Genomic DNA, 12,382 nt, shown 5'->3' with positions numbered 1-12,382 from the left:
GCAGGGTCTCCTTGCGGGGAGCCTGACACGGAAACGGTAGGCGGCGGTTTCGCGGATCGGTCAAATGCGACGGATCCGGAGGCTTCTGACGCCCGGCATCCCAGCGCTGTCACGCCGCCCCGGCCGCGCCGGGCGCGGCGCCCGGATGTTTGAGCCGCCTGAGCGCCGAGGAAGGGTCCGATGCCGACTCGCTGCGCACGGATCTGCGGGCGCGGGTCCGTCAAGCCAATCATTCCCGGCGCGGTCGAAGGAGGCGTATCGGCCACGTCACGCGGCGTGCCCGCGAGTGCCGTCGCATCGTCGTTCGGCGGCGTGCCGGCGTTCCCGTGATGCCGGCGCTGTGTGGGCAACCGCCGCAAGGCTGAGGGAGGCATTACGCCCGCCCGTCGCCGCCGGCTGACACCCGTCAAGCAGTCTGGATCATCGGTGCCAGACCGATTTTCCCCGTCAACTTCAGAGCGTCAGTCCAAAGCCGCCATCAACGCGGGTTCAGCGCTCTGTTCCACTTGATAAGACAGGGAGATATTCGCGCCATGGCTGATGAGCTGCGCCTGACCGAACAGCATCAGGAGAGCGAACATACCCCAGAGGGCAACGAATTTGATGGGGGGACCGTCGTCGATCATGTCCGTCACTCATCTGTGGCGAGCCCAAATGATGGTAATTGCAAAAGCCTAACTGAATGTCCCCCAAACGAGGTAAACAGCTACGATTTCAGTATGTTCATGTCTGGTATACTGAATCTCACAGAGCGAAAATCGAGAACGTCGCCGAAGATCAATTCCCTGTGAGCCGACCATTACCACTTCGCGGAAAATGATTTTCGAACCCCGCTGGCGCATCTGACGCGAGCGATTTCCCGGAGTCTGCACAAATTTTAGGCTGTCCGTACGAGTGCGCGTTCAAGGGATCGCGTTGCAAAGACTGCAAAGACTGCGAAGACGCATGCCTTGCCCCGAAGGACATCCCGACCGGTTCGGTCAGATACCTTCAACCCAGACGAGGGCTGGTGCGGACGGCGGGACTCGAACCCGCACGGCCTTGCGGCCGCAAGATTTTAAGTCTCGTGCGTCTACCGGTTCCGCCACGTCCGCCCGGGCTTCTCGGTAGCGGCGGCAGCGGGCGCGATCAAGCGGGCGGCGTCCAGCCATACAGCCAGGCGTAGCGGTCGCGCATGCCGTGGGGGCCGAGGCGACCCATGACGGCGTTGCGCAAAAAGGCCACGAGCCCCCTGGCGTGGTAGGTGCGGCCGTTCCCCCGGGCCGCCCTCTGGACGCGCCGGAGGCGGCCGGTCCGCTCCGCCGAGAAGGCGGCGAGCGCCGCCGGGACGTCGGCCCGGTCGGCGAGCGCGCGCGTCAGCACGGCGGCATCCTCGATGGCCAGGGCCGCGCCCTGCGCCAGGTAGGGCAGGACCGGATGGGCCGCATCGCCGATCAGCGCGATCCGGCCGCGCGCCAGCGGACGCGCCACGGCCCGGTCGGCGAGCGACCAGACCAGCCAGGAATCCGGCAGGCTGAGAAGATCGCGCAGGGGTCCGGCGCAGCCCCGGAGCTGGGCCCGCAGCACGGCCGGCTCTCCGAGCCGGCCCCAGCCCTCGTCGCCCACCGCTTCGGGGACGACGGCCACGACGTTGAGGAGCTGGCCGTCCCGCACCGGGTAATGGACCACGTGGCGGTTCCGCCCGAGCCAGAGGCCGGTCGCCGGACCGCGCAGGGCCTCCGGCGCCGCCTCGATCGGGACCAGCGCCCGCCACGCCGCCGCATAGCCCGGCCGGAGCGGCGCCGCGTCGAGATGGGCGCGCAGACGCGAGCGCAGCCCGTCGGCCGCGACCACCAGATCGAAGGTGAGCGCCTGCGGGCCGGCGGCGCCCTCCGCGGTCACGACGGCGTCCGAGATCGTCTCGGCGACGTCCGTGACGGTGCGGCCCATCATGAGGCGGATCGCCGGACGGCCCCGCAGGGCGTCGAGCAGGAGGGTCTGCAGATCGGCCCGGTGGATCACGTAGTAGGGCGCGCCGAACTGCGCCTGCGCGTCGGCCCCGAGGGCGACGCCGCCGATGCGCCGGCCGCTGGCGAGGGCGCGGATCTCGACCCCCGGCGGCTCGCTGGCCGCCCGCCGCAGGGCCGCGGATACGCCGAGCGCCGCCAGGACGCGGCTCGCGTTGGGCGAGATCTGGATCCCGGCCCCGACTTCGCTGAAGCCGGTCCGGCGCTCGATCACCGTCACGGAATGGCCGGCATCCGACAGCGACAGCGCCGCCGTCAGGCCGCCGATCCCGGCTCCGACGATCCCGATCCTGAGAGGTCGCTGGTCCGAGGACACCGCCGGCGCGCGCCTACTCCGCGGCGAGCTTGGCGTCGTCCCGCCAGACGCAGGCCTGCGGCTCCGCCTCGTTCGCCTTCAGGCCGGCCCGGTAGCGATAGAGCGTCGAGCAGTACTGGCAGATGATCTCGGTCTCGGCGCCCATGTCGAGGAACACGTGCGGGTGATCGAACGGCGGCAGGGCGCCGATGCACATGAACTCCTTCACGCCCACGGCGATCACCGGCACGCCGGGCTCGTTGTGGAAGTGCGGTACTGCCTTGCCTGCCATCCGGCCCTCGCCTGCCCCGCAACCGGCCACGCGCCGAATCGGCGCGCGCGCTCCCGGGCGTCTCGCGGCCGCTTATGCCGCCAGCCCCGCGGATGGCGCAAGCCTCGGCCCTTGCCGCGCGGCGCGCGGCTTGGCCTGCCGCGCCGCGCACCGTACATAGGTGGGACATCCGATCGACAGGGCCGCGAAAAGTCTCGACGATGCAGCAGGAACAGGCCATCGCGCAGGGTGCGCGCCGCGCCCCGGAGCCGCCGATCCACGGCCCCGAGGGGTTCGAAGGCATGCGCCGGGCGGGCCGCCTCACGGCCGAGGCCCTCGACATCCTGATGGAGGCGACGCAGCCCGGCGTCACCACCGAGACCCTCGACCGGCTCGCCTACGAGTTCGCCATGGACCACGGCGCCTATCCGGCGTCGCTGCTCTACCGCGGCTACCCGAAATCGATCTGCACCTCGATCAACCACGTGGTCTGCCACGGCATTCCCAACGACAAGCCCCTGCGCGAGGGCGACATCGTCAACCTCGACATCTGCCTGATCCTCGACGGCTGGCACGGCGATTCGAGCCGGATGGCCTATGTCGGCGAGGTCCCGCGCCGGGCGCAGCGCCTGTGCGAGATCACCTACGAGGCGCTGATGCGCGGCGTGGCGGCGGTGAAGCCGGGCGGCTCGACCAACGACATCGGCCGGGCGATCCAGTCCTACGCCGAGGCCGAACGCTGCTCGGTGGTGCGCGACTTCTGCGGCCACGGGCTCGGCCGCACCTATCACGACGCGCCCACGATCCTGCACTACGTCGAGGCGAGCTACGACGTGCCGTTCAAGCCCGGCCAGTTCTTCACGGTCGAGCCGATGATCAACCTCGGGCGTCCCTCCGTAAAGGTCCTGGGCGACGGCTGGACCGCCGTCACCCGCGACCGCTCGCTCTCCGCCCAGTTCGAGCACACCGTGGCGGTCACCGAGACCGGCGTCGAGATCTTCACGATCTCACCCAAGGGGCTGCACCAGCCCGTCAATCCCGCCGCCTGACCGGCCGTGACGCCCCGGCCGGACGATTGCGGGGCCGGCCTGTTCGCCGACAGCGCCGGCCCCGCCTCCGCCGAGAAGGAATCGCCGCACTATCACGGTCATCGGGACCGCCTGCGCGAGAAGTTCACGGCTGCGGGCGGCGACGCGCTGCCCGATTACGAGCTGCTGGAGTTGGTGCTGTTCCGGGCCATCCCCCGCCGGGACGTGAAGCCCCTCGCCAAGGCCCTGGTCGCGCGGTTCGGCAGCTTCGCCGAGGTGGTGAGTGCCGAGGCGGCGCGCCTCATGGAGGTGGAGGGGGTCAGCGCCGGAGTCGCCTCGGATCTGAAGGTAATCGAGGCCGCCGCGCGCCGCCTCGCCCGGGGCGCGATCCGCGAGCGGGCGCTCCTGGATTCGTAGAGCGCCCTCCACGAATACCTGCGCGCCACGATGGCGTTCGCGCCGCGCGAGGAGTTCCGCATCCTGTTCCTCGACAAGCGCAACCACCTCATCGCCGACGAGGTGCAGGGGCGCGGGACCGTCGACCACACGCCGGTCTATCCCCGCGAGGTTGCCCGCCGGGCGCTCGAGCTGTCGGCGACCGCGGTCATCCTGGCCCACAACCACCCCTCCGGCGATCCCGCCCCCTCCGCGGTCGACGTGGCGATGACGCGCGAGATCGTGGCGGTCCTGGCGCCTCTGAAGATCGTCGTGCACGACCACGTGATCCTCGGTCGGAACGGGCACGCCAGTCTGAAAGGCCTGAAATTGATCTGATCCTCCGGCCGCCTTGAGCGTTGTCGCGCGTGTCTGTAGCCCTGGACGGGTGGCGCGCCTCTTGCCTCAAGAGCGGGAGCGTATGGGAGGAGCGAGATGGCGGTGACGGCCTTCGACGAGATGAACGGGATCGGTGCCGCCGACCCGGCCGCCGTCCGCGACGCCTATGGCCAACTCAAGTCCTGGCTCGAGAGCACGCCGCCCGAGCACTTCAATACGCGCCGCAGCCAGGCCGAACTGCTGTTCCGCCGGATCGGCATCACCTTCGCGGTCTACGGCGACAACGAATCGACCGAGCGGCTCATCCCCTTCGACATCATCCCCCGGGTGATCACCAAGCCGGAATGGGCCTTCCTGGAGCGCGGGCTGAAGCAGCGCGTCACCGCCATCAACCTGTTCCTGAAGGACGTCTACGGCGCGCAGGACTGCATCAAGGCCGGGATCATCCCGGCGGACCTCGTCTACCGGAACGCGCATTACCGCATGGAGATGCGATCCTTCCGGGTGCCGCACGACCTCTACGTGCACATCGCCGGCATCGACATCGTGCGGACCGGCGAGAACGACTTCTTCGTGCTGGAGGACAATGCCCGCATCCCCTCCGGCGTCTCCTACATGCTGGAAAACCGGGAGGTGATGCTGCGCCTGTTCCCGGACCTGTTCTCGAAGCACCGGGTCGCCCCGGTGGAGAATTATCCGGACGCGCTGCTCGCCACCCTGCGCAGCCTGGCTCCGAGCACGGCGACCCGCGATCCCACGGTGGTGCTTCTGACGCCCGGGCGCTTCAATTCCGCGTTCTACGAGCACTCGTTCCTGGCCGACAAGCTCGGCGTCGAGCTGGTGGAGGCCTCCGACCTCTTCACCAAGGACGACGTGGTGTACATGCGGACCACCGAGGGGCCGCGCCGGGTCGACGTGATCTATCGCCGCCTCGACGACGATTTCCTCGACCCGCTCGTGTTCCGCCCGGACTCGGTCCTCGGGGTGCCGGGCCTGATGAACGCCTACGAGCGCGGCTCGGTCACGCTGGCCAACGCCGTCGGCACGGGCATCTCGGACGACAAGGCGGTCTACAGCTACATGCCGGAGATCGTGAAGTTCTTCACCGGCGAGGAGCCGATCCTGCACAACGTGCCGACCTACCGGTGTCGCGAGAAGGACGCCTTCGCCTACGTGATGGACAACCTGTCCGAGCTGGTGGTGAAGGAGGTCAACGGATCGGGGGGCTACGGCATGCTGGTCGGCCCGCACGCCAGCAAACGCGAGCTCGACGACTTCGCCAGGAAGCTCCGGCACGCGCCGGACGGGTTCATCGCCCAGCCGACCCTGTCGCTCTCAACCTGCCCGACCTTCGTGGCCTCCGGGGTCGCGCCGCGCCACGTCGACCTCAGGCCGTTCGTGCTCAACGGCGCCGACCAGATCCGCATCGTGCCCGGCGGCCTGACGCGGGTGGCCCTGAAGGAAGGGTCCCTGGTGGTCAATTCCAGCCAGGGTGGTGGTACGAAGGACACCTGGGTGCTCGACGCCTGAGGTCTCGCGGTCCCCGCGGGCGCGGGCCGGAGACCGGGACGTGGCTGAAGAAGTTGGCTGAAGAACAATGCTTTCCAGGACTGCCGACAACCTCTTCTGGCTCTCGCGATACGTCGAGCGCGCCGACTTCGTCGCCCGCATCCTCGACGCGGCGCACCGCTTCGCCTCGCTGCCGACGAATTACGACGGCGGCGAGAGCAACGAGTGGGACTCGGCCCTCGCCTCGGCCGGCGATCCGGACGCCTTCAAGACGCACTACAGCGCGGTGAACGCCGACACCGTCTGCGACTTCCTTGCCTTCAGCCCGCACAACCCGTCCTCGATCCGCTCCTGCATCGAGGCGGCCCGCGAGAATGCCCGCTCGGTCCGCACCGCGCTCACCACCGAGATGTGGGACGCGATCAACGGCGCGTGGCTCGAACTGCGCAACTACGCCGGCAAGGATCTCAACCGGGACGAGTTCGGGCGCTTCCTCGATTGGGTGAAGACCGTCTCGCTGACCTTCGACGGCTCGGCCTTCCGGACCATGCTCCGCAACGACGCCTTCTGGTTCACCCGGCTCGGCACGGCGGTCGAGCGGGCCGACAACACCGCCCGCATCCTCGACGTGAAGTACCAGATCCTGCTGCCGCACGACGAGACGGTCGGCGGCAGTCTCGACTACTTCCAGTGGACTACGATCCTCCGGGAGGTCTCGGCCTTCAACGCCTATCACTGGGTCTACCGCGAGAGCATCAAGCCGCTGCTGGTGGCCGATCTGCTGATGCTCAACAAGCAGATGCCGCGCTCGTTCGCGAACTGCTACGGCGTGATCGTCGAGTATCTCGACCTCATCGCCGACGCCTACGGTCGCCGCGGCCCGAGCCAGCGGCTGGCCGGCAACATGCTGGCCAAGCTCGAGGGCGAGGACATCGACCGGGTCTTCGCCTCGGGCCTGCATGAGTTCGTCGAGGCGTTCATCGCCGAGAACAACAAGGTGGGCGAGGCGATCGCCAAGCAGTATCTGGTCGGCTAGGGCACGTCCCGGACAGCGCGTCCGGGACCGTGCTCGAGCCCCTCGATGGGGTATTGTTTCCGGGAGCCGGCATCGACCTTTCGGGTGGATGCTCCGACGAACACGAACAGGACGGCGCATGCGCATCCGCGTGGTCCACGAGACCATCTACACCTACGAGCAGCCGGCCCGCGGGCTCGTGCAGGTCCTGCGCCTGACGCCCCGGGACCATGACGGGCAGTACGTCCGCGCCTGGCGGATCGACACCACCGTGGACGGGCGGCTGACCGCCCGCGAGGACGGCTTCGGCAATATCGTCCACTGGTTCACCCCGGACGAGCCGTCCGACGCCGTGACGATCCGGGTCACCGGCGAGGTCGACACCGACGACACCCACGGGGTCCTGCGCGGCACGATCGAGCGTCTGCCGGACGAGTTCTACCTGCGCGACACGGACCTGTGCGCGGCGAGCCCGGAGCTGCACGCCTTCGCCGAGCAGGTCGCCGCCGCGGGCGACGCCGCGGCCCTGGCTCTGCTCCATCGGCTGATGGGCGCGGTCCACGGCGCCGTGGCCTACGAGCCGGGCCCGGCCACCAGCGCGGTCCCGGCCGCCAAGGCCTTCGCGGCCGGGCGGGGCGTCTGCCAGGACCTCGCCCACGTGTTCATCGCCGCAGCCCGCCACATCGGCATTCCGGCCCGCTACGCGGCGGGCTACCGCGCCCGGGACGACGGACAGGCGGATGTCGAGGCGCCGCACGGCTGGGTCGAGGCCCTGGTGCCGGATCTCGGCTGGGTCGCGTTCGACCCGTGCTTCGACGTGAGTCCGTCGGACAACCACATCCGCGTCGCCAGCGGCCTCGACTATCTCGGCGCCGCGCCGATCCGCGGCAGCCGCACCGGCGGCGGCACCGAGACACTGGACGTGAAGCTCCGCGTCGAGCAAGGCAGGGCCGCCGCCCAATCCTGATTGTCCCGCCACCGGTACGCCGGCCGCACGAGAGCCCGAAGACGATGACCTACTGCGTGGGTGTCCTGGTCGAGGAAGGGCTCGTGATGGTCGCCGATACCCGCACCAACGCGGGGCTCGACGATATCTCGACCTACCGCAAGCTCCACCACTTCACCGTGCCGGGCGAGCGGGTGATGATGCTGGCCTCGGCCGGCAACCTCTCGATCACCCAGTCGGTGCTCAGCCTGCTCCAGGAGGGGGTGCCCGGCGCGGAGGACGAGCCCCCGCAGAAGCTCGTCGAAGCGCCGACCATGTTCCAGGCGGCGCAGCTCATCGGGCGCGCGATCCGGCACGTCCGGTCGATCGAGAAGGAGGGGTTCGAGGCGGCCAACATCCGCTTCTCGATCTCGCTGCTGTTCGGCGGCCAGATCGGCACCGGCGAGATGCGGCTGTACCTGATCTATTCGGCGGGCAACTTCATCGAGTGCAGCACCGACGCGCCGTTCCTGCAGATCGGCGAGCACAAGTACGGCAAGCCGATCCTCGACCGGGCGGTGAAGTACGAGACCGACCTGTACGACGCCCTGAAGGTCAGCTTGGTCTCGATGGATTCGACCATGCGGTCGAACCTGGGCGTCGGCCTGCCGATCGATATCGCGGTGGCCCGCCGGAGCGCCCTGACGCTGGAGGTGAACCACCGGATCGAGGCCGGCGAGGGCTATTTCCACGACCTGCGCGAGCGCTGGTCGGCGGCCCTCCGGGCGGCGCACCGGGCGATTCCCCGACCGCCCTACGGGCCGGCGGGCAAGTAGCGATCCGGCGGGGACAGCTGAGCGGCCTTGTCGGCAGGCCAAAGCAAGGCTGCTCAGGTCCTTGTGGTCGCTGGTTTTTGTCGCAAAATCGGCGACCGCTCTTGCGGAACTTGCTTAGAGCCGATCCCCGTTGCATTGAGACCCAGACACGACAGCATGCGGAACCCGTTTATCCCATCCTCCCCCTCATCCTGAGGTGCCGGAGCGAAGCGGAGGCCTCGAAGGAGCCCTCGAGCCGACCGCGCGATCCCTGGAGCTCTCCTTCGAGGCTCGCTGCGCTCGCACCTCAGGATGAGGGGGATGGGTTGGACGACTGCCCTCCGAGGGCCGACCGCCTGTCGCAACGCCATTGGCAACGGCTCTAGGCGCCTGATGAAGCCTTCGTTCAACGCGACTCCGCCGTCATCATGAGCGGAGCGAAGCGACCGAAGTTCGCGCGACCGTCGCGCGCGTGGTGCTGCCTGGATCGCTTCGCTCCACTCGCAAAGACGCCGGCACCGAAGTCTTCGTCGAGAGATGGCTCGAGACGATCACGAGCGCAGGGGCGCGGCTGCGCGCCAGGCGTCTTGCAGTACCCGCGCGGCGCCGGCCGGATCGGCGGCCCGCATCAACCCGCCCATGACCGCCACCCCGTTCGCGCCGGCCGCGCGGCATTCCGCGATCCGGCCCGTTTCGATGCCGCCGAGCGCGACCACCGGCAGACCCGCCGCCCGCGCAGCCGAGAGGCCATCGAGACCGAGTGCCGGACCGTAGCCCGGCTTGCTGGCGGTCGGGAAGATCGGGCTGAGCGTCACGTAATCGGCGCCCGCCGCCGCGGCCTGGGCGGCTTCCTGCGGCGCGTGGGCCGAGAAGCCGATCCGCGCCCCCTCCCCCAGCGCGGCCCGCGCCGCCGCGATCGCCTCCGGGCCGGCGCCGCCGCCGAGATGCACGCCGTCGGCCCCGAGCGCCAGGGCCAGCGCGACGTCGCCGCCCACCGTCAGCACGCCGTGCATCGCCCGGACGCACGCGGCCACCGATGCGCCGAGGCGGCGGCGCGCCTCCGGCTCCAGATCCGTGTCGCGGAACCAGATCCAGCGGCCGCCGCCCTTCAGGATCGCCCGCACGGTCTCGACGATCGGGCGTGCATGCCCGTGCCGGTCCGTCACCACGAGGAGCGGCGACGGCAGCGCCCTCACGAGCCGACGAGGCCGAGCTGTGGGCTCGACGGTTCGGCCCGGCCCCGGCGGGGGATCCGCCCCGCCAGATGCGCGTCGCGGCCGGCCGCCACCGCCCGGCCCATGGCCCGGGCCATGCGCACCGGATCGTCGGCCTTGGCCACCGCCGTGTTGATCAGGCAGGCCGACGCGCCGAGTTCCATGGCGATCACCGCGTCCGAGGCGGTGCCGATCCCGGCATCAACGATCACCGGCACCGTGGCGCGGCGGCAGATCAGTTCGAGATTGGCCGGGTTCGCCACCCCCATCCCGGACCCGATCAGCGAGCCCATCGGCATCACGGCCGCGCAGCCGAGATCCTCCAGGCGCTGGCAGACGATGGGATCGTCGTTGCAGTAGGGCAGGACCACGAAGCCCGCGTCCACGAGGTGGCGGCAGGCCTCGATCAGCTCCATCACGTCCGGATAGAGGGTCTCCCGGTCGCCGATCACCTCGACCTTGATCCAGGTCGTGTCGAGCGCCTCCCGAGCGAGTTCGGCGGTCATGATCGCGTCGCGGGCGGTCTCGCAGCCGGCGGTGTTGGGCAGGAAGCGCTTGCCCTTCAGCATCGACACCGTGTCCGAGCCGTGGCCCTGGAGCGAGACCCGTCGGATCGAGGCGGTCACCACCTCGGCGCCGCTCGCCAGGACGGCGTCGCGCATGATCGCCTGTGTCGGGTAGCCGGCCGTGCCGATGAACAGGCGGGACGACAGGGTCGCCCCGGCGATGGTCAGGCTGTCCTCCCGCCTCTCGGGATGCAGCGGCGTGACACTCTGGTCCATGCTCAACCTCCCTGCATGGCGCGGACGATCTCGACCCGGTCACCGTCCGCGATCGGGGTCTCGTCCCAATCCCGGCGGCGCAGCACGCGACCGTTCAGCGCGATGGCGACCCCCTGCGGGCTCTCGATGCCGCTCTCCTCCGCCTCCAGGCGGAACAGCGCGTCCACGGTGTCGGCCACGCGCTCGCGCGGCTCGCCGTTGATGTAGATCGTCATGCCGAGGCCCTCCGGGGTTCGGGCCGGTCGAACCGGGCCCGGGTGAAGGGCCGGGCAACCTCCGGCAGCGCGCCGCCCGTCACGAGATCGGCGATGGCGTCGGCGGTGACGGGGGCGAGCAGGTAGCCGTTGCGATGGTGTCCCGTGGCGGCGACGAGGCCGGGGGCGAGCGTGTCGAGGATCGGCGCGTCGTCGTCCGAGGTGGGGCGGTAGCCGCTCCACACCGCCTCGACCTCCATCTCCTCGATCCCCGGCAGCACCCGGCGGGCGCCCTCCAGCAGGGCGTAGAGGCCGCCCGCGGTGACGCCGGGCCGGAACCCGCAATCCTCCACGGTGGCGCCCACGATGAGCTGGCCGTCGCTCTTCGGGGCCATGTGGACCTGCTCGGTCCAGACCATCCGGGCGAGACCGCCGGTGCGCGCGGTGGTGCGCAGGGCGAGGGCTTGTCCCTTCAGCGGGCGCACCGGCAGGGCGAGCGCCTCCGGCAGCAGGCCGTCCTCCCCGCTCCAGGCGCCGGACGCCAGGATCACCGTCTCCGCCGCGATGCCGCGGTCTCCGGCGCGGACCCCGGTCACGCGGCCGCCCGACCAGTCGAGGGCGGTGACGGGGGTCCGTTCCGCCAGGACGACCCCGGCCCTGCGGCAGGCTTCGGCGAGGGCGTCCATGACCAGGCGGGGATCGACCTGGTGGTCCAGCGGGCAGTGGATCCCGGCGGTCACCGAGGGGCGCAGGCCGGGCTCCAGCCGCCGCACCTCGCCGCCCGGCAGCCAGGCCGCGTCGAGCCCGGACCGGCGCTGCAGATCGTAGCGGAACCGCAGGCGCTCGACCTCGTCGCGGCCCAGAGCCAGCACCAGGGTCCCGTCCGCACGGTAGTCGATCGCGCGGCCGGACTCGGCCTCCAGCGCGTCGCGGAACTCCGGCCAGCGCCGGAGCGAGTCCAGGGCGAGCGGCAGGAGCGGGTCCGAGCCGGGCTCGTGCTCGGCGGCCGGCGCCAGCATGCCGGTCGCCGCGAGGCTCGCGCCCGCTCCGATCGTGTCCCGCTCCAGCACCGTCACGGCGCGCCCCGCCCGGGCCAGACGCCACGCGATCGCGAGCCCGATCAGGCCGCCGCCGATTACGGCGACGTCGGTCCGCGTCGGCAGGCTCGCCGGCGCGGTGCCACGGTCCAGGCTGCGGCGGTGGCCGATCGGTGAGTCGGGGCGGTCCAGGGGCACAGGCATCTCCGCGGATTGCCGTCGCGGGGATCGGGCCGTGCGCTTCGGTGAGAAGCTGTGGCCTGCCCTCGCGAGCGGCCGCGGTCCAATCCCTACGCCGGTATGAGCCGGATCAGGTTCGAAGGATTTCCGCGCCGCAGGTCCTGACGGACGTGCCAGCGGTTTCTCAGCCCCTTGCCGGGGATCTCCCTGGAACACCGGGAGATTTGGTCGCCCGCGCCGCGCCGGTCAACCCCGGCGCCGTCCCGCCCGCGTCGCAGGGCGGACATTCACCGGTCGCAGTCACCGTTCGGATACCAAGCCGCGCGGAATCCGGGCT

At 70.4% G+C, this 12,382-nt stretch carries 12 protein-coding genes, 1 tRNA gene, 1 pseudogene and 1 riboswitch; of the genes and pseudogenes, 6 read left to right on the top strand and 8 right to left on the bottom strand.

Annotated elements, in window-relative coordinates:
* Nucleotides 1-461: 461 nt before the first annotated feature.
* From MKL01_RS20125 to MKL01_RS20110, 4 genes are all read right to left on the bottom strand, one after another.
* On the bottom strand, nt 462-626 hold the full coding sequence (locus MKL01_RS20125) for a hypothetical protein (RefSeq protein ID WP_243906966.1): 165 nt from the start codon (nt 624-626) through the stop codon (nt 462-464).
* Nucleotides 627-1,007: 381 nt separating this feature from the next.
* Nucleotides 1,008-1,094 (bottom strand) — tRNA-Leu (locus tag MKL01_RS20120).
* A 34-nt stretch (nt 1,095-1,128) separates the two neighbouring features.
* A complete protein-coding gene (locus MKL01_RS20115) occupies nt 1,129-2,322 on the bottom strand; it encodes an FAD-dependent monooxygenase (protein ID WP_243906965.1) in 1,194 nt (397 codons plus the stop codon).
* A gap of 13 nt (nt 2,323-2,335) precedes the next feature.
* A complete protein-coding gene (locus tag MKL01_RS20110) occupies nt 2,336-2,593 on the bottom strand; it encodes a zinc-finger domain-containing protein (RefSeq protein ID WP_243906964.1) in 258 nt (85 codons plus the stop codon).
* 200 nt (nt 2,594-2,793) lie between these two features.
* Here MKL01_RS20110 and map point away from each other — a divergent pair, with 200 nt between their 5' ends.
* The 6 genes and pseudogenes from map (at nt 2,794) to MKL01_RS20080 (ending at nt 8,659) form a co-directional block, all read left to right on the top strand.
* A complete protein-coding gene (gene map / locus MKL01_RS20105) occupies nt 2,794-3,621 on the top strand; it encodes a type I methionyl aminopeptidase (RefSeq protein ID WP_243906963.1) in 828 nt (275 codons plus the stop codon).
* 6 nt (nt 3,622-3,627) lie between these two features.
* Nucleotides 3,628-4,374: pseudogene (gene radC, locus MKL01_RS20100) on the top strand (RadC family protein).
* Between the two features lie 96 nt (nt 4,375-4,470).
* Entirely contained in the window at nt 4,471-5,904 is a 1,434-nt protein-coding gene (locus MKL01_RS20095) for a circularly permuted type 2 ATP-grasp protein (protein WP_243906962.1), read from the top strand.
* A gap of 67 nt (nt 5,905-5,971) precedes the next feature.
* Nucleotides 5,972-6,919 (top strand): alpha-E domain-containing protein, encoded by a 948-nt coding sequence (locus MKL01_RS20090; RefSeq protein WP_243906961.1) that lies wholly within the window; start codon nt 5,972-5,974, stop codon nt 6,917-6,919.
* A 118-nt stretch (nt 6,920-7,037) separates the two neighbouring features.
* On the top strand, nt 7,038-7,865 hold the full coding sequence (locus MKL01_RS20085) for a transglutaminase family protein (protein ID WP_243906960.1): 828 nt from the start codon (nt 7,038-7,040) through the stop codon (nt 7,863-7,865).
* Nucleotides 7,866-7,909: 44 nt separating this feature from the next.
* Nucleotides 7,910-8,659: a peptidase gene (locus MKL01_RS20080; RefSeq protein WP_243906959.1), complete on the top strand. Its 750-nt coding sequence runs from the start codon at nt 7,910-7,912 to the stop codon at nt 8,657-8,659.
* Between the two features lie 530 nt (nt 8,660-9,189).
* Here the strand turns inward: MKL01_RS20080 and MKL01_RS20075 are convergent.
* The 4 genes from MKL01_RS20075 to thiO are packed head-to-tail and all read right to left on the bottom strand — an operon-like array spanning nt 9,190 to nt 12,069.
* The gene (locus MKL01_RS20075) at nt 9,190-9,834 is read right to left on the bottom strand and encodes a thiamine phosphate synthase (RefSeq protein ID WP_243906958.1); all 645 of its coding nucleotides are present in this window, start codon (nt 9,832-9,834) and stop codon (nt 9,190-9,192) included.
* Entirely contained in the window at nt 9,831-10,634 is an 804-nt protein-coding gene (locus MKL01_RS20070; RefSeq protein ID WP_243906957.1) for a thiazole synthase, read from the bottom strand. The genes MKL01_RS20075 and MKL01_RS20070 overlap by 4 nt, the downstream gene beginning before the upstream one ends.
* 2 nt (nt 10,635-10,636) lie before the next feature.
* Nucleotides 10,637-10,849, bottom strand: a complete 213-nt coding sequence (gene thiS / locus MKL01_RS20065) for a sulfur carrier protein ThiS (RefSeq protein WP_243906956.1) — start codon at nt 10,847-10,849, stop codon at nt 10,637-10,639.
* On the bottom strand, nt 10,846-12,069 hold the full coding sequence (gene thiO, locus MKL01_RS20060) for a glycine oxidase ThiO (RefSeq protein ID WP_243906955.1): 1,224 nt from the start codon (nt 12,067-12,069) through the stop codon (nt 10,846-10,848). The genes thiS and thiO overlap by 4 nt, the downstream gene beginning before the upstream one ends.
* Nucleotides 12,070-12,134: 65 nt before the next feature.
* Nucleotides 12,135-12,263: riboswitch (TPP riboswitch) on the bottom strand.
* Between the last annotated feature and the right edge of the window lie 119 nt (nt 12,264-12,382).

Origin of the sequence: Methylobacterium sp. J-070 (assembly GCF_022829385.1) — a bacterium.
In the GTDB taxonomy this organism is placed as follows: Bacteria; Pseudomonadota; Alphaproteobacteria; order Rhizobiales; family Beijerinckiaceae; genus Methylobacterium.
The sequence above is the reverse complement of the archived record's forward strand: the minus strand, read 5'-3'. Positions and strand labels throughout refer to the sequence as shown.